The organism is Candidatus Nitrospira bockiana, assembly GCF_965152565.1.
In genome coordinates this window covers 810,949-834,585 of sequence record NZ_OZ224215.1, presented here as the reverse complement: position 1 = coordinate 834,585, position 23,637 = coordinate 810,949, and the positions used below count along the sequence as shown (strand labels likewise).

Here is a 23,637-nt window from a genome sequence, read left to right as displayed (position 1 = left end):
TGTATCGTTGAGGCGTTTGCCGACATCGACTTTCCACATAGACCTACGCAACGCACTCCTGGGAGTCCTACTCCTGTCGGTCTCGATCGCCCCTCGGGCGGTCCGCCTGTCCCTACACGCACCACATCGCTAACCCGAGAGGAGGCCTCATGCGTGATGCCCGCTACTTCTCGAAGTTACGCCTGTTCTTGTTCGGACACCGGGGGCGCCCGGCCACGGCCCGCGTTTCTCGATCCCGGCCTCGCGCGCCGAGAATTTCTTCGTCTTCTTCCTTCCGTATGGAATCCCTGGAGTCCCGCGTCCTCTTGAGCGGCGATCTTGCCTCCGCCGTGGTCGCGTTCGAAGCCCCGACGGGCACGTCCAAAGGCCAATTTGCAGCCGGCGACAGCCTGGTGCTGACCGATGGTGACGGTTCCTCCGTCACGTTTCAGTTGTCCGGGTCCGGCCGCGGGGAAGTCCTGCAGGACGGCACACGGTGGGATCTCAAGATCACCGGAACGAATACCGACACCACGGTCGGCATCACCGTCTCGGGCGGCAACGGCCGTGCCGCGCTCGATGACGTGTCCATCGCGGGGTCGATCGGCTCGTTCACCGCGCTCACGACCGATCTGACCGGCAGCCTCCTCGTCGACAATACCATCAAGTACCTTTCGCTCGGGGCTCTCACCGGCGCGAGCATCGGAGCCGATGCGATCTCGGGATTCAGCCTCCTCGGGAGCATGAGCAGCTCGACCTTGACGATCGGCTCGCAGGCCGATGCTTCCCCGCTCCTCGGCAGCTTCTATGCCAGCGGGTCGATCAGCAATTCGATTGTGCGGGTGGGCGTGAACCCGGTCGACGGCCTCTTCGGGAACGGCAACGACACGCTGCGTTCCAGCCCCGCCATCACCTTGGTCACGATCGGCGGCACGATGAGCAGCGAGAGCCGGTTCATCGCCAGCGCCTTCCCGACGACCGTCGAGATCAACGGGACGAAGATCTCGCCGAGCCCGGACAGCCGCTTCGTGACCGCCATCCCGGCGACCGGCACCACCACCCCGACGAGCGGAACCACCAGCGGAACCACCGGCACCTCGGGCACCACCACGACCACGACGACGACCAATACGACGCCGTCGGGGACGCTCAAAGGCAAGTTTTCGGGCAGCGGGAGCCTCGTGCTGGTGGACGCGGACGGCACGTCCGTCACGTTTCAACTGACCGGTGCGGGCACCGGCGAAGTCCTCCAGGACGGCAGCAACTGGGACGTGCGGGTGACGGGCACGAATTCCTCCACGATCATCGGCGTCATCGCCACCGGCGGCAACGGCCGCGTCAGCCTCGACGATATCTCGGTCGCCGGCTCCATCGGCTCGTTCACCGCGCTGACCACGGACCTGAAAGGGACGTTCCTCATCGACAACACGATCGATTATCTCTCGCTCGGCTCGATTGCCGGAGGAAGCCTGTATGCGGATGCCGTCAAAGGCCTGAGCGTGCTGGGCAGCGTCAGCAGCAGCACGATCACGATCGGGTCTCAGTCGGACGCCTCCCCGCTGCTCGGCACCTTCTACGCGAGCGGCGCCGTGAGCGGGACCATCGTGCGGGTCGGGGTCAGCGCCGTCGACGGGATCTTCGGCAACGGGAACGACACGATTCGGGTGAGCCCCGCGATCAGGCTCGTCACGATCGGCGGGACCCTGAGCAGCGACAGCCGGTTCATCGCCAGCACCCGGCCGACCGCGGTCGAGATCAACGGGGTCAACGTCTCCCCGAGCGGCGACAGCCGGTTCATCACGTCGGGCAGCACGACGACGGTGACGTCCACCGCTCCCGGCGGCACGACGACGAGCACCGGCACCGGGACGACCACGCCGTCGACCGGCACGACGTCCCCCACGACGGGAACGGGGCCGTCCGCGGGCACCACGAACTGGGCGGCCACGCTCGACCTGTGGGAGACCCAGATGCTCGAATTCGGCCGGAAGCAAGCCGATTACTTGAAGAGCTTGTCGGATGCCGGCAACAATTCCATGGGACTGAGTCAGGTCTACTACGACGGCGAGCGCGTCTTCTATCAGATCGCCAAGTACACGGGTGACCGAAGCTGGGAGGCGACCGCCCAGTTGGCCGAGAAGTTCTACCGGGACGGGTACGTGCTGCCCAACAACGGGAAGATCGCCGGGTTCATGAACTTCACCCGCGGCCTGCGGATGGACTACGAGCGGACCGGGGACACGGTCTCACGAGACGCGGTGCTCAAGATCGCGCAGAACGCGTCCTTCGCCGCGGAAACGCCGCTCGAGTGGACCGTCGACATCAACCGGAGCCGTGAGGTGGCCTATGCGATCATGAGCTACTTGAATGCGGAGGCGCTCGGCGCCGCCCCGCGCACCCGCAAGGGGGCTCTCATCGACCAGGCCATCGGTCACATCGACCAATGGTTCGTCAGCAACACGGCGAGCTACATGAACCCGTTCATGGTGGGCCTCACCATGCAGGCCTTGATCCAGGCGTATGAAGCCGCCCCGAGCACGCGCATCTACGACGCCATCAAGATCGGCGTCGATTCCCTCTGGTCTCGGGCCTGGATCCCCACGGCCAAGGCCTTCTACTACGTGAGCACCGACCCCGCCAAGGCCGCGCCGGACCTGAACCTGCTCATCGCCCCGGCGTACGGGTGGATGTATTTGAAGACCGGCAACGTCAAGTACCGCGACCGAGGGGACGCGATCTTTGCCGGCGGGGTGAACGGCGCCTGGCTGTCGAACGGCAAGCAGTTCGATCAGAACTACATGGCGAGCTTCGACTACGTGACCTGGCGCGCGCAGGCCGAAGCCCGCTGGTAGCGCCTTCCTGGACAAGGGACGGGGTTAGGAATGTCTCACATGTGAATTCAGAGCCTGGATGCAACAAGATGTCGGATGTATTAGGTGCCGGTTACAACCCGCAGGATGTTCAAAAAGGCCATCCAGCGCGGCCGCAGTGAGCGAAGGACCGAGGCGTACCCTGGTGGTACGTTGAGGTCCTGAGCGATGCGAGAACAAAGCTGGGGGCCTTTTTCAACATCCTGTCAGAACAGGGCGTCGAGCTTCCCCGTCCCTCTCGCCAGATTCACGCGCGCGGCGTTCAGCCGGAACAGCGCCTCCACGGAATTGTCCCTCGCCCTGGCCAACGAATAGAGCGCGTTCGTCAGCTCCAGGTTGCTGCCCGCGCTGAGGACGGCAAACCGCTCGCGCGCGAGCGCGAGCTCGCTCATCGCCGCCTGCAGGCCCGACTGCGCGATCGCCAATTGCTCCTTCGCCCCGGTCAGCGTCACGATCGCTTCCCGGACCTCCAGGGCCACCTGGTTGCTCACCACCTGCATCTTGATCGATTCCTGGCGGACTTGGCTGCGGGTTTCGCTGATCCGCCCTTCGCGCTGTCCGCCGTCGAACAGCGGGACGGACAGGAACACGCCGATGTTGTAGGTGTCGAGCGTGTTGTGCATGCGGTTGCCGATGAGACCGTAGTCCCCCTGCGCGCTCAAGGATGGGAGCCGTTCGCTGGTCGTGGAATTCAACGTGAGCGAGGCGGTCCGAATGCGTTGCGCCTGCGCCTTGACCTCCACCCGATTCGCCATCGCGGTCTCCAAGGCGTACGCCACGTCGGGGACCTCCGGTCCGTCGAGCTTCAATTCGTCCGTCAAGACGAGCTTCACGTCGAAGGAGATGCCGAGCGCGTGGATCAAGCTCAACAGCAGGCGCTCCGCCTCGAAGCGCGCCTGGGACAACAGCTGCCGTTCGTTTTCGAGCTGGGCCTCGAGCCGCGCGGTATCGAGGCCGGTCGCCATCCCGCCGCCGCGCCGGCCCCGGACCAGCTCCAGGAGCTCGCCGAACAGCGCGACGTTCGCCTCCTTCGTCTTGGCGACCGACTGGGCTTTCAACGCTTCGACGTACAGGAGCCCGACCGTCGCCATCGTGTCGAATTTGGTCGTCTCGGCCTCCAGCTCCGCCACCTTCAGCGCCTCGCGCGACGCTTTCCAGCGCTGGATCAGGCTGAGGCTGAAGAGCGACTGGGTCAGGTTGGCGCGGGCGTCGAAGATGCTGAAGGCGTCGGTTCTCACCGGCGCCAACCCCAAGGTCCCGAGAAACAGGGTCTGCTGCGTCTGGCGTACCGTGGACGAGACGTTGGGGAGCAGGGCCCCGAGCTGGGTCACCGAGGCCGCGCGCGCGGCCTCGATCCGCTCTCGGAACAGGCGGACGTTCGGGTTGTTGTCCACCGCCGCTTCCATCGCCTCCCGGAGGCTCAAGCGCAGCTCGGGCGATGGAGAGGCGGCCGTCCCTCCGGCGAGGTCGGCGACGGCGACGGGAGGGGCCGCCACACCGGCGATGAATAGCGTCACGACAACGGCCGTTCGAAGGCGTTTCATCCTCAACCTCCAGTTGTTCTTCGGGTGCCCCGCCGGTCCCCCGGCGAGGCTGCACGGGCGGACGACTACGATGCGGGAAAGCGCACGGTACAGGAGAGCCCGGCCGGGATTCGGTGTTGCGGATTCGGCAACTCCAGGGTCACGCTGAACAGGCCCCCGCCGCTGTCCACCATCGGGGTCACGAGCAGGACACGGGCCTGGTGGGCGCCGCCGGGCGGCGCATCGAGCAAGACTTCGGCCCGGGCGCCCGGCGTGATCTTTCCGAGCCAGGAGACCGGGGCGGAGACTTCGACCTGCAGAGGATCGAGCTGGGCCAACTTGAGGATCGGCGTTTGTTTCACCAGCTCGCCGGGAGACAGGAAGCGGGCCACGACCATCCCGTCGATTGGGCTGTGCACGGTTCGAAGCGTCAGCGCCGCTTGCGCCCGCTTCAATTCGAGCTCCGCCAGCCGTTTGTTCTCGAGCGCCTCGTGATGCGCATCCTGGGCCAGCCGCTCCTCGGTCTCCGCCTCGTCCAGCTCGTGCTGCGCGATCGCCGAGCTCTTCCGGAGCTCCCGCGCCCGGGCGGCTTTGCGCGCGGCGAAGGCGGCGCGCTCTTCGGCGCTCTTGACGGCGGCTTGGTTCTCGGCTTTCGCCCGGGCCAGCGCGACTTCGGATTCCTCCAAGGACGACTCCAGCGTCGCGAGCAAATCGCCCTGCTTCACGCGATCGCCGGGCGCGACACTGAGCCCCTTCAGCACCCCGACGACGGGCGCCCCGACGGTCACGACCGTTTGCGGTTTCACCAAACACGGCAGGGTCGTTCCGGCCCATGCGGCTTGCGGAACGGCCGCCCCTCCGAGACACACCGCCAGCACGACACAACAGCCCCTCATCTGACCTCCATCCTCAGTCGCTATTTCGCCGGAAAGCGGACCGTACACTTCACGCCCGCCGGTAAGCGCAGGTCGTCGTTCGGCAATTCCAGGCGGATGCCGAACGTGCCGCTGCCCGCGTCCACCACCCGGTCCACCACCGTCACTTTGGCCTTGTACGTCCCCGTGAGCGGCGGCTCCGGCTTCACTTGGGCCTCCGTCCCCACCGCGATCTTGCCCAGCATGGACACCGGTGCGTAGGCCTCGACGCGCAGCGGGTTGATCTGGGCCAGCTTGAGGATCTTTTCCTGCTTCGGGAACTCGCCCGGGGACATGAACCGCTCCATCACGATGCCGTTGATCGGACTTCGGATCGTCCGGAGGGACACCTCCGCCGCGGTCCGCTGGAGCTCCAGATCGGCGAGCCGCCGATTCGTCAGCTCGGCCTGCGCATGCGCCACGGCGCCGTTCGCGCGCTCGACGCTGGCATCGATGGAGGCAATGACTTGGCCTTCCTTGACGAGGTCCCCGCGATCGACCTGCACGCTCTCGAGCAGGCCCCCGACCGGCGTCGTCACCGTGATGACGACGAACGGGTGGATCAGGCAATTCAGATCTTGGGCTTGGGCGGCGCTTGCCATCAGCACGGCCGCCGCCACGATCACTCCCCTTGTCACGCGCACCTCCTTCCGCTCATTCGCCGCGACCGGCAAAGGCCAGGGCCGAGTCGATCTGCTCATCCATCTTGAGGACGTCGCGCCGCATGCGGGCGTGCCGCCGCTCCGCGCGTCGCTGGGCGTAGCCGAACAACCGCCGGCCGATCCATCGAGGGACAGGGACGTCCCCGGCGGTCCATCGCGAGAGCGCGCGGACGAGCCAGGGGGCGCAGAACACGGCGATCAGCTCATCTTCGAGCGACAGAATCGCTTGGAACGTGCCCGGATCGCCCTGCCGGCCGCAGCGCCCGAAGAGCTGCCGGTCGATCCGGCCGGACTCATGGCGCTCGGTGGCGATGACGTGCAGCCCCCCGGCGGCGGCGACGGCCGGCGACAAGCGGATATCGGTCCCCCGGCCCGCCATGTTCGTCGCGACCGTGATGCGCCCCGGCTCGGCCGCCTTCGCGATCACCGTGGCTTCCTCCCGATCCTGCCGGGCATTGAGCACGGCATGAGGCAGCCCGGCCTCCGCGAGAAGGCGACTGAGCCGTTCCGAGGCGCCGACCGTCCGGGTGCCGACGAGCACGGCCCTCCCGCCCTCATGGGCCGCGCGTACCGCCTCGACCACCGCGGTCCACTTGCGTGCCTCGGTGGCATGGATCGTCTCCGGCAGCCCGCGGCGCCTCAACGGACGATTGGTCGGAATCCGCACGACGCCCAATCGGTACACCGCCCACAGCTCCCGGGCGACCTCCCGGGCGGTGCCCGTCATGCCGGCCAGCCGCAGATAGCGCCGGAAAAATCGCTGGTAGCTGATCCGCGCGAGCGTGTCCTGCCGTTGGCCCAACGGGCAGCCCTCCTTGACCTCGATCATTTGATGAAGCCCGCGCTCCCAGTTGCGGTCCGGCATGACCCGACCCGTGTACTCGTCGATGATGTGCACCTTTCCATCCCGCACCAAATAGTGCTGATCCCGGCGGAACAGATGGAGCGCGCTCAGCGCCTGGTGGACGTAGGCCTCCCGCCGCTGCCGCCCGCGCCAGATCCCGCCCAGCGGGAGCGCGAGCTCGGCCAGGCGTGCGGAGCCGGCCGGGGTGAGGCGCACCTGGCGCTCGGCCGCTTCGGCGAGATAATGGTGCTTCGCTTCCAGGCGCGCCGCCAGGGACAGCGCCTCCTCGTAGACCTGCCGCTGGGTCGGATCGTCGACCCGCCGCGCGATGATCAGCGGCGTGCGGGCCTCGTCGATCAAGACGCTGTCCGCCTCGTCGACGATGGCATAGTAGAGGCCGCGCAGGAGCAAGCCCCGGGTCCGGCTCTCGGCCGCCGTGAGCCGCTCCAGCTTGATGTGCGTGCGGCTCGGACAGTCCGCGATCTGCATCCGGTCCTTGAGGTAATCGAACACCAACTCTTTGTTCGTGCAGTAGGTGACGTCGCACCCGTAGGCGGCCTGCCGCGCCTCGGGCGAGAGGCCGTGGACGATCACCCCCACGCGGAGCCCCAGCGCACGGTACAGCGGGCCCATCGCCTCCGCGTCACGAGCCGCCAGATAGTCGTTGACCGTGACGACGTGAACGGGCAGGCCGGCCAAGGCGGCCGTCGCCGCCGCCAGCGTGGCGGTCAGCGTCTTGCCTTCGCCCGTCTCCATCTCGGCCACTTGCCCGGTCAGGAGCGCCCAGCCGCCGTGGAGCTGGACGTCGAAATGGCGCTGGCCGATGGTCTGATGTGCGGCTTCCCGAATGAGCGCGAAGCTGCGGGCGACGTGCTCGGCGCGGAGACCGTCCTGCCGCAGGGCGACGCGGAGATCGTGGGCGCACCGGAGGAGATCCTCCGGCGCGCAGCTCACATAGCCGGCGCCCGCTTCCTCCACCCGCCCGGCCCAGCGAGACGGCACTCGTCTTCCGCGATCGAGCCGTTGAAGAACGGGGCCCAGCGCCCGTTCCGCCCACTCATCGAGGGTCCCCGGCACCCGCGCCTTGCGTTCCGCATACGCGAGCCCGTGGACCGGTATCGCACCCAACACCTTAGACATTGAAATGCGCCAGGAAGAGCTGCCGGATCGACCGCCCCCATTGATGCGCCAGCGGGAGCGGCTCGTGCGCGAAGCGCACGTAGACGCGTCCCCCGGCGTTCACGACGTCGCCGCGATAGGCCAGCACGAGGTCGACCTGGAACATGCGCTGCGCCGCCGTCTGCCCCTCGCGGTCGGCCGGGTCCATGGGCACCTCCCCGCCGCCTTCGATCGCGAGCGCCGGGCTCGGGAGACGGCTGCTCGCGGCCGGTACCACCCGGGTGAGCGCCGCCGGCAAGGCGTCGGCCACCTGTTCGGCGAGCCGCACCTCGATCCCCGCCACATGGTGGCGGACGAGATCGACCGCGTCCTGCCCGACGACCGCCCGCACGGTCAAGCGGTCCACATCGAGCACGTATCCCAGCACCTCGCCCTTCTTGACGAACCGGCCGGGCAGATCCGAGGGCTTGGGAACGATGAACGTCCCCGCCCGAGGGTTCTGAACCCGCAGCTTCGCCACGCGCTGGGACAGCTCATCACGCTCCTCTCTCGCATACTGGATCTCCTGCTCCAGGAGCGCCGCCTTGAAGCGATTGACCGGTTGCTGCTCGGCGTGCCGCGCTTCCAATTCCTTGAGTCGGGCCTCGGCCACGGCGCGTTGCGCGGCCAGGTCGCGGTTGACGGCGGTAAACAGCAGGCGGCCGGGCGGGACCTCGGTGCCGGGCGTCGCCTGCACGGCTTCGATGAAGCCGTCGGTTTCGGCGCGGATGATGCTGTCCTCGGGCAGCCAGACGACGCCCTCGGCGCGGGTGTGGAACGGGACGGGGATCGTCCACATCACGCCGACGAGGAGGACCGCCGTGCCGGCCGTGACCAGCCATGCCCGAGCGCGGACCGGCCGCAGGCGCGGGTTGCTCAGCAGATAGGAGAGGCCCTTCACGGCCGGCACCCCGATCATCGCCACGGCCGTCAACCCCGCGAACAGGACGGCGAGCAGCGGGAACCGCTCCCCGAGAAAGACGAGGATCGCGACGACGACGAAGGCTCGATAGATCGACGACGCCGTCCCATAGACCACGAACCAGGCCCGCTCCCCCGGCGTCGCCGGCGCGAGATCGGCGTCTCGATTGCCGAACGCGTACCGCTCGACGAGATAACCCAGGTAGCGGGTTGCCCGCGTCTTGAGGTTCGGGATCTCGAGAAAGTCCATCAGCATGTAGTAGCCGTCGAACCGGAGCAGCGGGTTCGCGTTGAAGAGGACGGTGGAGATCCCGGCGATCATGACCGTGTTGTACGCCACCAGGCGGAGGACGCCGGGCTCCGAGCCGACCCAGAGCCACAGCGCCAGCGCCGCCAGGAACAGCTCGACGACCATGCCGCCGGCGCCGACGAGGATCCGCCGCCATTTTTCCCGAAACGCCCAGGCGGCCGAGGCCTCGACGTACGGGACGGGGGTGAAGACCAGGAACATGACGCCCAGCTCATGGACCTCTCCCCCGAACGCTTTGGTGATGAAGGCGTGGCCCAGCTCGTGACACAGTTTCAAGACCGGGAAGAGGAGCCAGAGGACGAGCAGATTCTTGGGCGCAAGCATCTGGTCCAGGACGTCGCGCGTCAGGTCCGTCCAGTGCATGGCGCCGAGGACGAGCCCGCTCCCCACGACGAGCAGCCAGACGAGCGCTCCGAAGACGCCGATGAACGGCCGCACCAGCGGCACCGTCCGGGTCAAGAAGCGATCGGGATCGCAGAGCGGAAATCGCCACGCGAAGACGTTCGCCACCGTGGCCCAGCGCTTGCGCCTCGCCTGCTTCTCGGCCCGCCGCGTCAGCTCGGCGGTATCGGGAGGGATCTCGCAGACCAAGGCATCGGCGCTATGGAGCTGGCTGATCAGGTTGAGCACGTCGTGTTGGGTGGGGGCGTCGTCGCCGAGCCGCTCGATGGCCGCTTCCCAAATGTCCTGAACGGTTCGCCGGCCGTCCATCAAGCCGATGAGGACATACGAGGCCGGCGAGAGCCGATGAAACCGATCGGTGGCGAGGTCCTGGAGCACGAACCACTGCCGGCCGCGGTAGGCGTGCCGGTGCAGCCGGACGTGGCTCCGCAGGCGCGGCTTGAGGGAGGCCACCCGATACCAGGACGGGCTGAACAGATCGCCGGATTTCATGGACAGATCGAACGAGGGACGGATTCTCGCTGTGTTGGCACCGCGGGCCTGCCGCAGGACGTTCCCGTCCTAGGATGACTTAGGGCAGCAGCGCCCAGAGCTTCAGGCGCACCCAATCGATGACGTCGTGGGTCCAGATCCAGGCGAGCCGGCGCTCGTCGATGGAGACCTTGCCCACCCCTTCCATCGCGGGGCGCACACGGGGCGGTGTTGTCTCGAACCTCCCTTCCACACGAAAATAGTTCCGGCCGTCACGCGCGGTGCTGACCGGCATAATGGTCGTGACCGCGAACCCGAACGCCTCGCCCGGCATCGCGGCCAGCGTCACCTGTCCCCGCTGCCCGACCTTCACCGCGGCGACGTCGCGCTCATCGACCTCGAGGACCACCCGATACGAATCCAGCGGCGCAACCTCGAACAGGACCTGCCCTTGCTCCACCGGGGAGCCGAGATGCTGGCTCCAATCGCCGGTGACGACGACGCCGTCGAACGGAGCCGTCACCTGCGTCCGGGCCAATTTTTCCGTGGCGAGCTTGAGCTGCGCGTCCGCCTGCTCCAACTGCGCCGTGGTGATGGCGACCTTCGCGGCGTCGCGGTCCGCCATGGCCTGCCGGTACTCCTTGGTCAGCTCGTCATGCTGGCTCAACCACTTCAAGCGCTCGAGCTTGAGGTCGCGGTCTTGGAGCGTGGCCAGGACCTGCCCGGCCTTCACGACGTCGCCGGCCCGGGCCATGGCGCGGTCGAGATACCCGTCGAACGGCGCGGCCGCGGCCTGTTGAATCTCTCCTTCCAGCACCGCCTTGGCCGTCACTCGGTATTCCCCGGTCGCCGTGGCGAGGAAGACGGCGACGCCGATCAGCAGCGCGAGCACGAGCTTGAGCGCGAGATGCCCCGGCCCGAAGACCCGGGCCAGCCCCTCGCGCCCGGCGTGGTAGGCCTTGGTCCACAGCGCTTCGTCATCGCGCCGTTTCAGATCGAGGATGGGGCCCGTGAACGCGCCGACGCCTTCGCAGAGCTCCACGGTCGCGCGATCGAACACCTGATCGCCGGCCCGCTCGAAGGTCAGGACCCCGACCAGACGACCGCCCGACCGCAGCGGGACGCTGCACAGCGCGCCGGCATAGTAGCGGCGCGCCAATTCCTCGTGCGCCCGGGTGATCTGCGCCCGCCGCCCGGCGTCCGGAGGCCAGGCGATCGTCTCGTCCTGATCCACCGCCTCTTCCATGGCCGCGGCGATCGTGCGCAGGAGATCGGTCTTGTGATTGAACTGGGCGCTGTGGGACAAGGCGCGGACGTGCAGGCGTCCCTGCGAGAGGATCCCGAGACTGACCCGATCGCACGCCAGCTTGGTCGCCAAGGTCGTGACGAGCGCCGTCGCGGAGGGACGAAACCCGTCGGGGTCGAGCGCCGTGGCGGTCGCGTCGAGCACCGCGCGGAGCGCTTCGAACGGCAGCGCGTCGGCCGACACCCCGGCCTGCGCCTCCGGCTGCACGGGGGCGACCGCCGAAGGAATGAACGCGTGTCGCGGGGACTCCGGATTCCGAGGCACCATCGTCGGCCCTTCGACTACCGGCCGGCCGGAGCGGAGGGTTTGACCGAGGACGCGACCGATTCGGGAGCGGCCTGCGCCGCGCCCAGGTCCAGCGCGCCGAACTTCGCCTCGTATTGTTGGACGACGGCGGTCAACAAATACGCCAACCGCTTCGCCGTGTAGGGACTGACGATGATCCGATCGGTGAGCTGGATCTGGATTTCGTTGTGGATGGGATCGACCATCTGGTTCTGACCGAAATTCAACACGACCTCTTCCCGCGTGCTCGAGACGGTGCAACTGTTCGCATAGTGTCCTTTGGGCCCGGCCTCCGTCCACGACACCTTCGCCGGCTGTTGCTGCCCGAGGGGCTGAACTGTATCGGACATATGCACCTCCGTTGTCAACCGGTCCCTAACACGAACCTCCACGGGACGGGAGGGTAGTCAAATTCGTACAAAAGAACAATTAGGCCGAACGCTTAAACAAAAAAACGTAGTAGTCGGGACTGTCGATTGGCCGATGATTCAACGTAGGTGTTCGCTCGACACGGGTGCAAAACGGCTCAAGACAGCGGCGGAAACGGCGCGCGGGATGGAGCGACGGCATCCGGTCCCGTGCTCGCTGAGAAGAAGGAACCGTCCGACACACCGGGTGCCGTCATCCGATGGTCACGATCCCTGGCCGCATCTTAACGTAGAGACCAACCACCGTGGCGAAGGGTGAGGACAACATCGAAGGGCGTGGGGGAACGAATATGGAACAGCGAGCCAACGAAGGGGCGGAGCCGATCGAGGACGTCCGGGAGGCCATCGATCACGGCCTCGACAAGGTCGAAGCGCGGCTCGATGCCGCCGTGGAGCGCGTGAAGGCGGCCGTCCATGAAATCAGACAGGAATCCCAACAGGCAGTCGATCGTGCGCTGGACCGGTTCAGGGGACGTTGGGAGCAGACGCAACAACGGCTCGAAGCCCGGGTGGCGGCGCACCCCTGGCTCGTCCTCGGAGGGCTCCTGCTCGTGGGCTATCTGCTGTCCCGCTCCGACTCTCGGCGTCGATAGCCTCTGCCCGCCTGGGCCGTCGTCTCTTCAGCTCCGTGCGGCACAATCGTTCGGCGGGAAAGGCGAGGCGCGCGCGGACAGGCCCGCCGCTCGGGTCTCCACGTACCCTTTCAAGTACGCCTTGGCCCCTCTGGACTCCGCGCGCCCGTCTCGCTTGGGTCTTGGCGGTTTCGTCACGAGCCGTCAGAGTGTGATCCCGGTTAGGGGCGCTGCAGGATGAGGGTCGGAACGATCTGAAGAGGTTTCCCGAGAGCCTCCGGACCATAATGTGGATTCTCGACCAACTCGTGGGCGCTTCGCCGGCCTTCCGGGGCCTGGAGGAGGAAATCTTGGGTGACGGAACCGCCCGATGGGACCGTCACCGGTCGCTCCATAGTCACGCCGATCGCGGGATGCCAAGCGACCAGACGGTATTGACCGGGCGGAACATCGGAGAGTGTAAACCGTCCGTCGGGACCCGTCATCGCATAATAGGGATGGTCAATGGACAGGGCCCAACTCTCCATGTAAACGCGGTAGCCGTTCAGAAACAGGAAATCGTATACGGCGGACAGAAACGTTCGTCCCTCTCTGGGGTAACGAACAACGCCGTCGAGATCCCTCACGCCGTTCTCCATGAGAGCCGAGAAGATGCCGTTGTGATTGGTGAAGGCGACGTTCGTCGAGACATCCACACCGATGGCCGAACAGCCCCGCGGAAGTTGAACGACAAGCACCTCCATGCAGCACCCCTTTCCAAGCATCATGACCCGTGGGGATCGGCACGAACATAAATCGACTCGGCGATCAGCCCCTGCGGCTTATTGAGATAGGTCAGCTCGATAAACTCCCCTTCATGGATATCCGTCAGCGGTATCCGCTGGACGCCTCGTGCGATGAAGGTGGTTGCTTCAACGAGGGCCCGGATCCGCAACTCGCCGTGAAGCCCGGCCCTTGTGCTGACGACGATTCCGGGGTTCCCCGGGCTTGGTACTACCTGCGTGACGTTGCCCCAAATCGTAGCCACCGCACCGTCCTCACGCTGCATGCAGTTCTGTACACGGTGATCCTGCCGCAACCATGGACTCGGTTCGAATGAGCCACGTGTGTAACCGATGACTCATCTTGGGACCGATGATCGCTGACGTGACTTCGAGAGGAAGCTTAGAGGCAGCTCACTGGCTCCGCCCACTCCGCACCCTATCGATGAGTCGGTCTGAAGCACCGCCGCCGATCATGCCTCCTCCTTTATATGGGCGTTCCGCGCGGGCCGCGGCCGCTGTTCAGGTTCGCTCCACCACAACAAGCGGACCACATCACGAATCACAGCGAACACGCCGATCAGCAGCGCGACAAAGACGCTCGCTCCTATGCCGGATAGCCATACCTCTCCGACCACAACCAGAACCAGAGCCGCTGCGCACGCCGCCTCGAACAATCCGATCCGGAACTCGCCACGTGCACTCACTGGTTCTTATCCCGCGGTTCCCGCTTCAAGAAGACCACCCAGACGAGGCCACGTGGAGCAATGGCCAAGGGTCAGCCGCTCCTCGGGGTCCAAACGCAGGCTGCAGGGAAAATGCCACGCGGGGCGAGCAAGCGAGACGTCAAAAAACCAAGGCGTTAGGGAGGTTGGCGTGATCGCGCCCAGTGGCGCCTACACCGGTACGTGCAAGAATTGCATGAGATCCGATCAGGGGCTGGGAAGAAGGGGATTCCGTTCGGCCGGGGGCAGGTGGAAGCGTGGGGCAATTCAAGCGTCAGTCTCGAATGCCGTATGCCTTGATCTTATACATCAGAGCACGGAGGCTGATTCCCAGGAGTTTGGCCGCCCTTTCTCGATGATTGGTCACTTCCGTGAGGGTTCGCCGGATCACTTCACGCTCGATCTGTTGCAATGTCGTCCCCAAGGTCACCAACATCGTGCGGGCGTCTTCCTTGCTGGCTTGAATCTCATCGGGGAGATGCTCCGGCACAATCCGCCGGTCCGGGACGGTCACCACGAGCCGCTCGACCACGTTACGCAGCTGGCGGATATTCCCCGGCCAGGCGTACAGTCGAAGCAGACGCATGGCTTCCTTGGAGATCTCCTTCGGCTCCCGTTCATGTTGCGCGCTGAATCCGCGGAGGAAGGTCTCGATGAGCAGCGGAATATCGTCCGGGCGCTCGCGCAACGGCGGGAGCTTGATGGGGACGACATTCAGGCGATAGTACAAGTCTTCTCGAAACGTTCCGTCCTTGACCGCTTCTTCAAGGTTTCGATTGGTCGCCGCAATGATGCGGACGTCGACCTTCACGATCTTGGTTCCCCCTAATCGCCGAAACTCCTTTGTCTCGAGGATACGAAGGAAATCCACCTGAGATTTCAGTGATAATTCCCCTACTTCGTCGAGCAGCAACGTCCCGCCGTTCGCGAGCTCAAACCGTCCGGCCTTCGTCGCGACCGCCCCCGTAAAGGCCCCTTTCTCGTAGCCAAAGAGCTCGCTCTCAAGCAAATTCTCGGGCAAGGCGCCGCAATTCAGCGTGACAAACGGCCCGGAAGCCCGGGGGCTCTTGTGATGAATCGCACGAGCAATGACCTCCTTCCCGGTCCCGCTTTCCCCGGTCAGCAGGACCGTGACATCGTTTCCGGCCACCATGTCCACGAGATGACAGACACGCTGCATCGGCTCGGTCTCGCCGATGATCAGCTCAAACCGAGTCCGCGTTTCAAGCCGATCCCGCAATTGCTGATTTTCCGCCGCCAGGAAGTGCCGTTCCAGCGCCTTCTCGACGACCAACGGGAACCGTTCACGATCGATGGGCTTCGTCAGGTAATCGTAGGCTCCCAATCGCATCGCTTCGACCGCCGTATCAATGGAACCATACGCCGTCATCACGACCGTCTCGGTGTTGGGGTATTCCCGGCTGACGCGCCGTAGAAACTCCATGCCGCCCATCCCCGGCATCTTCAGATCGGTAATCACGAGGTCGGCCGGGCGCTCCTGCAAGAGAGCCAATGCCTCCTCGGCCGTCCAGGCCCCGCGAGCGCGATGTCCTTGCTTCTCCAGCAGCGTCAGGAGGGCGGCTCGAATGTTGACCTCGTCTTCGACGACGAGGATATTCCCGGGCTGTTTCATGTCGTCGCCGCGATGGTTTGTCGATCACCCGGTGCCGGGAGTCGGACGACCACCGTCGTTCCACTCCCCGGTACACTCTCGATCTCAATCGTACCGCCGTGGTCTTCGACGATGCGGTAGGCAATCGCCAATCCCAGCCCGCTTCCGCTGGGTTTGGTGGTATAGAACGGCTCAAAGAGCCGAGACAACGCCTCTCGTTTGATCCCAATGCCCGTATCGTGCACGGTAATCTCCAGGCTCTCTTTTCCCTCCACCTGTTGCCCCGCGACGGTAATCCTGCACACGCCGCCATCCGGCATCGCTTGAAAGGCATTCACCATGATATTCACGAGTACTTGGCTGATTTGCGTCTCGTCGCCGAGCAGAGCAGGCAAGCGTTCTGCGATCAGGATCTCGAACCGCACGTTCCGCTGCTCGGCCTCATATTGCAGCAACGAAGCGATATGGGCGATCAGCCCTTTGATGTCGACCGCATGGAGATTGATCGACGCCGGACGGGCGAACCGCATGAAGTTGTCCAGAATCGCAGACAGTCGCTTGCTTTCGCCATTCAGCACCTGCAGATATTGAATGGCCCTGGCTGAAAGCGGCGCGTGCTCTCTCAGCTCCTCCTCCAACAAGTGCAGGTTTAAATCCACGGCGCTGAGCGGGTTGCGCAATTCATGCGCGACGCCGGCCGACAGGGCTTGTAACCCGGCCAACTTTTCAGTCACCCGCACCTGCCGCTCGAGGCTCAAGAGCTCCGTCACGTCTTTGATCAATAGAAGAGTCCCCGCAGGTCGACCGTGTTCCTCGGTGAGATCCGCGGTGGTCACGCGGACCATCCGGGCATGCCCCCCGTTTGTATAGGCGATGTCGTGATGATCCACGTGTTCTCGCCGGCGAGCACGGTCTAGCTCCAGTCGCATGGGATCGTCTTCGGCGAAGACGGATTCATAGCTCTGACCCAGCACCTCGATGGCTGGTCGTTGGAGGATCGCTTCTGCGGCGGGGTTGACCGCGGTGATCAGCCCGGTTTGGTTCACGGTGAGGACCCCTGTAGGGATACTCTGAAGAATGTTACGGGCAAGACCTTTGACTTCTTCCAACGTCCGCCGGGTGCTCCCGTAATGAACAAAGGTAATGACCGCGGCAATGCCCACTCCGATGAGCAGAAAGAGGAGAACGGTGATGGCAATCAGATCCCGGCGGGGCCACAGGGCTGCGAAGAGCTCCGCCGGTCCGGATGCCCCTTGCCTCAGCCCGAGGAGCATCAACGTTTCATGCTCGAGGCTGAACACCAAGATCACCACCACGGCGAGAGCCACAATAACCAAGACGGAAGCGATCAGTCGGAAGGGAGTCTTACGAAAGAGCGTGGTCTCTGGAGCGGGCCGGAACATCCAAAAACACCCGGAGAAGTGACGCTGCGCTATGCTAACACGCTCGGCTGTAGGGAGTACATTCAGTCCCCCAGGAGTGAGGCCCCTCAGAATCTCTCATGCCTTTTGCCGGCCGCGATGATAGAGGTCGACGCGCCGGTTCTCGAGCTCCCGTCGGCAGGTGGGGCAGAGCTCACGCAGGGTCACTTCATCGAAAATCAGGGTCCTTGAACGGCGGGCGCATCGGTCACAGTATCGCTCCCTCTTCTCATCTGACGGTTGATTGCTTCCCTTGCTCCGCATCACGGACGTCCTCCTTTCAAAGGCCCTGCTCATGCACCATTTCGGTCGCGTTCTTCGGTCCAATCGCTCATGTCTGTGTTCTTCGTGGAGACTTCTTCTTGATCGCCTGTCTAGGCCGCTCCTTTGAAGGCCTTTGTGGGTCGTGGAATCCGAGCACCATCACCGTTCTAGAGTCCAGCCCCGCCATTCGCTCTCCGAGGAAGGAGACGTTCCGCACGGTCCCAAATTCCCATGGTGAGAGCTTTGGCGCAGGCTCTACAGGTTACCGGCCTCATTCGTCCGCGTTTTCCCCAGGAGAGATCCTGTTCCAGATACAGCAATCGCCGTGCCGTTCAGAGTTGCTTCTCTCGGCCTGATATCCGGGGTGTAAAACGCCTGCATCGCCGGAGCGCGGCCAGACAGTGCAAACTTTGCACGCGTCGTCACCAGCCGCATTCCTTGTCAGGATTCAAGCCGGCACAGATTCAACTCAATCTCCCCCTCGTTGTCTTTCACCACGATGCAAATTTTGCATCTCTCTCCCGCTGGCATTTCTCGTCTCACTTGCGACGAGCAGGGGCGCGAGAGAGAATCGGCAATCTCAGCCAATGGTGAAGATCTTCATTGGTGCGAACAAGCGCCTCTTCCTCGTGCCGCACATACAGCACGCGGTGCCGTCTACGATGGTCGGCTGCTTACCTTGCACCCTGGGCGTTGGGGTCGGCAGCCTGATGAAGGGGAGACTGTAGAGCTAGCTGTCTGTATGGTTCGTTCGGCGCGGGCCAAGGGTCTTACTGGACTGGATCAGCCGTGATGCCGGACGACGGGCAGACGAAAGCCCAACCTCGAGAGGAAAGCAATCGGACGGCTTGGTGAGCGGGTCCCGAGAGGCGTCGGCGCCTCTCGGGACCCGTTGCCTTACTTCGATGCGATCGGCAGGAGACCCGCCTCGCTGACCGCGGCGCGCCGCGAGCCGGCCCCGCCTTCAGTGAGCGGCAGGAGGCGCTGGTCGCCGGCCGGCAGCACGCGCAGGTAGCCCCACTGGCCGGATTGCGAGTACGGCAGGCGCTGGTTGCTCCACACGAAGTCGCCGGTCTGCCGGTACGGACCGCCGGCCGAAGGAATGAACGCATCGAGCGTCTCGGACCCGGCGAATTCGACGACGCTGATGTCGTCCGCGCCCGGCATGAACGGCTCGATCGGCCACTCGTGCTTCTCCACGCTGAACATGCCGTTCTGCTCGCTGCTCGCGCCGAACACATGGATCCGGACCGGATCGCCGGCGTGCGCCTCGATGATCGGCGTCACCGGATCTTCGGGTTTGTCCGCGGTGCACGGCTGGAACATCTTGCCGAGCGTGCAGCCCGCCTCTTCGCGGAACTTGTACGGCTCCGATCGATAGTTCACGCCGGTCAGCCCGGCGGCGTTTTGCACGTACGGCATGAAGCTCGTCCCGATGATGTTGTCCTCATCCTGGAAGAACAGCGCCGCGTCGCGGTAGTTGCGGCGGTGCTCGTACCCCGGCACCGTCCGGTCCACGATCACGTCGGCGATCCAACTGTTCTTCATCGAGATATCCGCGCCGGTCTTCGGATCCCGGTACGTCGCCCCCTTCGGCCCGATGATGACGGCGCCGAACAGGCCGTTGCGCGGATTCACCATCACGTTCCCCCAATCCCAGACCAGCGACGCGATCTCGCCCAGGAACGGATCGGCATAGTACGTGTAGACCCGGCTCTCGCCCGGCGCGATCGTCTGGTCTCCGGGATTGTTGCCGACGTTCGCGCCCAGCGAGTCCTTCGGATCGAACGCCAGCGAGATCGCCGAGAACGAGGCGCGGCTGCTCTTCATCTTGTTCGTGAGCTTCACCTTGAGGCAATCGCCGACGTTGGCCCGGATCGTCAGCGGCATCGGATGGAGCGCCGCCGGCCCTTGGGCAACCTTCGACACGTCTTCCTCGAGGGCATAGATCTTCGCCTCGGGATTCGCGATCTGGATCTTCCGCTCGAAGTCCACCTCGATCGCCTCCGGCGCCTTCGGGTTGAAGGTCATGGCCGGATAGTCCATCGCCACGACGTTGAAGGTCTTCACCGGCGCGCCCTCCGGGCACACCGGGAGCGGCTTTGGAATCTCGCTGCGTCCCGTGTACCCGGCCGGCAGCTTCTGAAGATCCGGCACGTCCTTGTCCAGCACACGGAGGATCCCCCAGGCGCCTTCCGAGAAGTGCGAATCCCGGCCGTTGAAGTGGATGTAATCGCCCGGCTGCAGCCTCGGGCCGCCCGCCTGCGGCACGACGAGGTCGTACCGTTCGGCGATCCCGATGTGGATCGAGTTCTTGCGGTTCGCATCGCCGGCGTAGCGTTCGGTCAGGAACGTGTGCCCGGACAAGGTCCACACGGACGTCTCGTTCGCCATGGTCTGCAGCAACCGAAACACGACCGTGTCGCCCAGGTACGCCCGGACCATGGGGGTGTACGGGTCGCCGTGCACCGCGCTGCTGAAGATCTGCGAGTGGTCGGGATTGTTCTTCAAGCGCGTCGCGATCGGCTCGGCGCGGAAGTTCAGCCCGCTGCCGGTCGTATGCGTGCCCCCGTTCAGGAACGGCATCGGCGAGTGGGGGATGTGCTCCGGCATGATGAACGAGATCGTCTTGCCGGCCTCCAGCGCCACCTCGATCGGCTGGCCCGGCGGGTTCCCCTCGGTGACGATGTTCACGGTATGCGGGACGCTGTCGTGCACCTGGACCAGCAGCTCCCGGAAGCTTCCGTTCACGTGATAGCCGACCGGCTCGACGGTCCGAATGTCCGCCACGGGCCCGCTCCGGATCTCCTTCCCGGTCTTCGGGTCGTGATAGGTCGATCCCACCGGCTCGATGATGATCGTGCCGAAGCCCCCGTGCCCCCACGTCACGCGGCCGAGCGCGTGGTCGTGCCAAAACACGGTCCCGACGTCGGCGTCGACCCAGAATCGCTGGCGGACGAACTCGACCGTGACGATGTCCTTCACGGGATGATCGAACCGCAAGGGCCGGACGAGCTCGAGGGTGTTGCCCTTGATCGCCTTGATCCGCCCGATCTCGTTCCCGCCGACGTTGTCCGCCCCGATCAGGATCTCGATGTTCGGATGGTACTGCGCGGCGTTCTTCACCGTCAGCGTCCGCTGCCCTTTCTTGGCCGGCTGGGTCAGCACCGTGTTCAACGGCAGCGGGAGCCCCTTGTTGACCTTCTTCTCCAGCATCGTGAACGGCCGCACCGACTGCTCGTAGGAGAAGCCGGTGATCACGCCGTCCGACGATTGATTGTCGAACTGCAGGAAATGCCAGTGCGTGTTGATCTTCGAGGAATGGAAGTTCGTGGAATCGTCGTCCTCCCACTCGCTCGTCAGCATCCAGTCGATGCAATCATAGATGTTCGCCCGGACCACCAGCGGATACTTCCGGTCGTTGTTCTTTCGGACCTCCGCCTCCTCTTCATGGAGCACGTAGATCAGCCCGCCCTCATCGACGAGGGCCGGCTGGTCTCCGCGCTTGTCCGCCAATTTCATCGGCGTGTGGATGAAGTGGACGTTGTAGGTCTTCCGCCCGGCGTTCTCCGGACACATGCTCCAGCGGCCGTTCTCGCCCGGCTTCGCCGGGTACGAGCTGGTCACGCCGTCCTCCTCGAGGTGAATCGGCTCCAGCCACGGCGACGGATTGTGCGTGCCCGAGAAGGGCACCCGGCGCCCGAAATGCGGCTTCAGATGCGGCCAGGCGACCTTTCCGGTCTGGGGCTCGAAGAGGATCGGCAGCCGCTGGCCGGGCGCCGGGGACTGGTACCGGGGATTGGGAACTGTGTTCTCCGGCTCGGTCATCGCCCGGTTGCCGTTCCACGCCCAGTTCAGCACGCTCGCGTCGTACGAGAGCGTCTGGCCGCGCTCGTCGTCCTTGTGCCCCGGCTTGCCCTGCGGCGGCAGGAAGAGCTGCACCCAGTCCTTGACATGGACCACGGGCGGGGTCGCCTTCCAATCGGTCTTGCCCTTGTCCACGATCCTGAACTGCTTCCCGAACCAGTCCACGGTCGTGCCCACGAGCTGGTCGGACGTCACCCCCGGCTTGATCCGCCCGGCGCGGTCCGGGAGCTCGCGCAGATCCGGCATCGTGTCGTTGTGGTACTCCCCCTGCTGGAGCGTGTTGTAGACGCGCCAGTAGCCCCACATGCCCGCGATGTAGTGGTGCGCCACGTGGCAATGGAAGAGGAAGTCGCCCGAGAGCTGCTGGCAGAGGCCGGAGCCGCACTCGGTTTCGAGGTCCATGGTCTCCGACGGCCCGATGACCTCCACGTCCACGCGGTCAGACTTGGCGCGGATCACCGGATACTTGACGGGGCCGTTCTTGGCCGCCTGCCAGAGCGGCATCTGATCGATCGCGCGCGGGCTCCGCGGCCAGCGGATGGAGCCGCCGTGCGGATGGTGTGAGTGGAAGACTTCGGATCCGCCGTGCACGAGCCGGAACTTGGCCGGATCGCCGAGGTAGCTGCGCGGAACCGTCGTGGCCGGATCGCCGAAGGTATAGGCGCTGTAGGCCATCGACTCGTCCTCGAAGCCGAAGTACTCGTGCTGCGTCTCCATGTTGTCGACGCCGAACGGCTCACTGCGATAGTTCAGGGCGCGGGCGACCGGCCGATAGACGTCCGTGAGCGGGTCCCGCTGCGGGATGAAGTCCCCCCGCTTGTTGACCGGGCGGAACGCCTCGTCCCCGACCTCGTGGTACATGATGACGAACTCGCGGAAGTCGGGCCCCGTCCCGTTCTTGATGATCGCCTGCCACCCGCTCTTGAGCGGGGTCGGCTCGCCGGTGCCCAGCGGGTCCAGATAGTCCGAGCCCTTCGGTTCGACGATGAACGCCCCGAAGAGCCCCATCACGGTCAGCTCGCGGTCGTTGCTGTAGCTGTGGAACTGGCGGCTGCCCTCCTGCATCGTGGGCGGAATGTACCACTCGAGGTCGATGCTCTTGCCTTGCGCCGCGACGGCGTCGGGGTTCGTCGTCGTCGCGGGTTTGCCCGTGGCGCTCACGACCATGCTCGAACCATGGATGTGCAGGCTGACCTCTTCGCCGCCTTCGAGCTGGTTGCGGAGCGTGATCTTGACGCAGTCGCCTTGGTTGCCCCGGATGACGAGCGGTTGGATCCATTGACTCTGGAGGCCGTTCTTCACGGCACCCGGGTCATGGCCTTCCTTGCCGCGGGCCTCTTTGTTCTTGGCCTCCTCCTCCCGGACCTTCTCGACGTGCTCCGTCAGGACGTACATGTAGCCGGGATAATAGTCCAGCCACATGTTCAGGGTGATCTCGACGTTGATCGCCGACACATCGTAGTGCTTGACCGGGGCGGACGCCGGGCACCGGCCCGCCAGGTTCGATACCGGCTCGACGCCGCCCTGGGACATCAGCAGGACGTCCTGGCCGCCGGCTCCATACTGGTGCATCATGTTCACCTGGTTGAAGAAGCCGCCCGTATGCTGCGCGGCCCCGTCCTGCTGCATCTGCTCCATGATCCGTTGGTGTTGCCGCTCGACCATGGCCGTCCGCTCCGGATGGCCTTCGAAGCTGTCTTCGATGATGGTCTGACCTTTGAGCTTCTCCGCCCATTCGGGAGACGGATGATTCATCGCCGTCGATGTCGCGCCGTGCCCGCCGGCGGAGGCCGCCGCATGATGCGCGGGCTCCGCCTGCGCCACCAGCGCCGGGACACCGAGGAGCACGGCGACCAGCGCGATGAGCATGCGCGGGGCCGAGCGATGAGACTCGCGTGTGGGACTACTGACCATGTTCATTGACCCTCCTCTAGTAACTAAGATCTCGCAACTCAAATCGCTGAATAGGGCTGCGCACCAGATGAGAAAATAACGGTGGAGGGATGTCCGCATTGCACGGGGGAACGATCGGAGGCCGGTCCTTTCCTTCCCTTCCCTCCACCGAGATCGTCATACGACAGGTTCATGAGGACGTGATGACCGCCCAAAACAAGCCTTGCGGAACGATGCAAAGCGTGTACCCTGCAGGGCGGCATCTATGCGCAAACCGGCCCTGGTAGATCGATGACTTACAACGGGTGTCCGACGCACCGAGTGCTATGGGACAGAGCGGTCCCATGCCGTGTGGAAGAGGGTCGTTCAATCGCTGAGTTCGAATGGGGCGGAGCGATCCCGGTGGGACGGAGATGCCCCATGCCGGAAGGAGACCGGCCACACGGGCG

Annotated in this window: 14 protein-coding genes; 2 read left to right on the top strand and 12 right to left on the bottom strand. The window is 65.0% G+C overall.

Features of this window, described 5'->3' with window-relative positions; all coding sequences use genetic code 11:
- Positions 1–149 precede the first annotated feature (149 nt).
- Positions 150–2,831 (top strand): LEPR-XLL domain-containing protein, encoded by a 2,682-nt coding sequence (locus ACWHYV_RS04265; RefSeq protein WP_447979418.1) that lies wholly within the window; start codon positions 150–152, stop codon positions 2,829–2,831.
- A gap of 224 nt (positions 2,832–3,055) precedes the next feature.
- Here the strand turns inward: ACWHYV_RS04265 and ACWHYV_RS04260 are convergent, their stop codons facing one another.
- The 7 genes from ACWHYV_RS04260 to ACWHYV_RS04230 all read right to left on the bottom strand — a co-directional run bounded on the left by ACWHYV_RS04260 (position 3,056) and on the right by ACWHYV_RS04230 (position 11,995).
- Complete coding sequence (locus ACWHYV_RS04260; RefSeq protein ID WP_447979417.1) at positions 3,056–4,393, bottom strand: TolC family protein; 1,338 nt, start codon at positions 4,391–4,393, stop codon at positions 3,056–3,058.
- Positions 4,394–4,458: 65 nt separating this feature from the next.
- Positions 4,459–5,268, bottom strand: coding sequence for an efflux RND transporter periplasmic adaptor subunit (locus ACWHYV_RS04255; RefSeq protein WP_447979416.1), 810 nt, complete (start codon positions 5,266–5,268; stop codon positions 4,459–4,461).
- 20 nt (positions 5,269–5,288) lie between these two features.
- Positions 5,289–5,924, bottom strand: coding sequence for an efflux RND transporter periplasmic adaptor subunit (locus tag ACWHYV_RS04250; RefSeq protein WP_447979415.1), 636 nt, complete (start codon positions 5,922–5,924; stop codon positions 5,289–5,291).
- 16 nt (positions 5,925–5,940) lie between these two features.
- A complete protein-coding gene (locus ACWHYV_RS04245; RefSeq protein WP_447979414.1) occupies positions 5,941–7,932 on the bottom strand; it encodes a preprotein translocase subunit SecA in 1,992 nt (663 codons plus the stop codon).
- Positions 7,925–10,075, bottom strand: a complete 2,151-nt coding sequence (locus ACWHYV_RS04240) for a PqqD family peptide modification chaperone (protein ID WP_447979413.1) — start codon at positions 10,073–10,075, stop codon at positions 7,925–7,927. The genes ACWHYV_RS04245 and ACWHYV_RS04240 overlap by 8 nt, the downstream gene beginning before the upstream one ends.
- 79 nt (positions 10,076–10,154) lie before the next feature.
- Positions 10,155–11,627: an efflux RND transporter periplasmic adaptor subunit gene (locus ACWHYV_RS04235; protein ID WP_447979412.1), complete on the bottom strand. Its 1,473-nt coding sequence runs from the start codon at positions 11,625–11,627 to the stop codon at positions 10,155–10,157.
- A 14-nt stretch (positions 11,628–11,641) separates the two neighbouring features.
- Positions 11,642–11,995, bottom strand: a complete 354-nt coding sequence (locus ACWHYV_RS04230) for a DUF3467 domain-containing protein (protein WP_447979411.1) — start codon at positions 11,993–11,995, stop codon at positions 11,642–11,644.
- Positions 11,996–12,363: 368 nt separating this feature from the next.
- On the opposite strand from ACWHYV_RS04230, the gene ACWHYV_RS04225 reads away from it, so the two are divergent.
- Positions 12,364–12,666 (top strand): hypothetical protein, encoded by a 303-nt coding sequence (locus tag ACWHYV_RS04225; protein WP_447979410.1) that lies wholly within the window; start codon positions 12,364–12,366, stop codon positions 12,664–12,666.
- Positions 12,667–12,866: 200 nt separating this feature from the next.
- Here ACWHYV_RS04225 and ACWHYV_RS04220 read toward each other — a convergent pair whose 3' ends face one another.
- From ACWHYV_RS04220 to ACWHYV_RS04200, 5 genes are all read right to left on the bottom strand, one after another.
- A complete protein-coding gene (locus ACWHYV_RS04220; RefSeq protein WP_447979409.1) occupies positions 12,867–13,388 on the bottom strand; it encodes a carboxypeptidase-like regulatory domain-containing protein in 522 nt (173 codons plus the stop codon).
- A 20-nt stretch (positions 13,389–13,408) separates the two neighbouring features.
- Positions 13,409–13,672 carry a hypothetical protein gene (locus ACWHYV_RS04215; protein ID WP_447979408.1) on the bottom strand — a complete coding sequence of 88 codons (264 nt, stop codon included), beginning with the start codon at positions 13,670–13,672 and terminating at the stop codon, positions 13,409–13,411.
- 733 nt (positions 13,673–14,405) lie between these two features.
- The gene (locus ACWHYV_RS04210; RefSeq protein WP_447979407.1) at positions 14,406–15,764 is read right to left on the bottom strand and encodes a sigma-54-dependent transcriptional regulator; all 1,359 of its coding nucleotides are present in this window, start codon (positions 15,762–15,764) and stop codon (positions 14,406–14,408) included.
- A complete protein-coding gene (locus ACWHYV_RS04205; protein ID WP_447979406.1) occupies positions 15,761–17,059 on the bottom strand; it encodes an ATP-binding protein in 1,299 nt (432 codons plus the stop codon). Before ACWHYV_RS04205 ends, ACWHYV_RS04210 begins: the two co-directional genes overlap by 4 nt.
- 1,266 nt (positions 17,060–18,325) lie before the next feature.
- Positions 18,326–23,215, bottom strand: coding sequence for a multicopper oxidase domain-containing protein (locus ACWHYV_RS04200; protein WP_447979405.1), 4,890 nt, complete (start codon positions 23,213–23,215; stop codon positions 18,326–18,328).
- Positions 23,216–23,637: the final 422 nt, after the last annotated feature.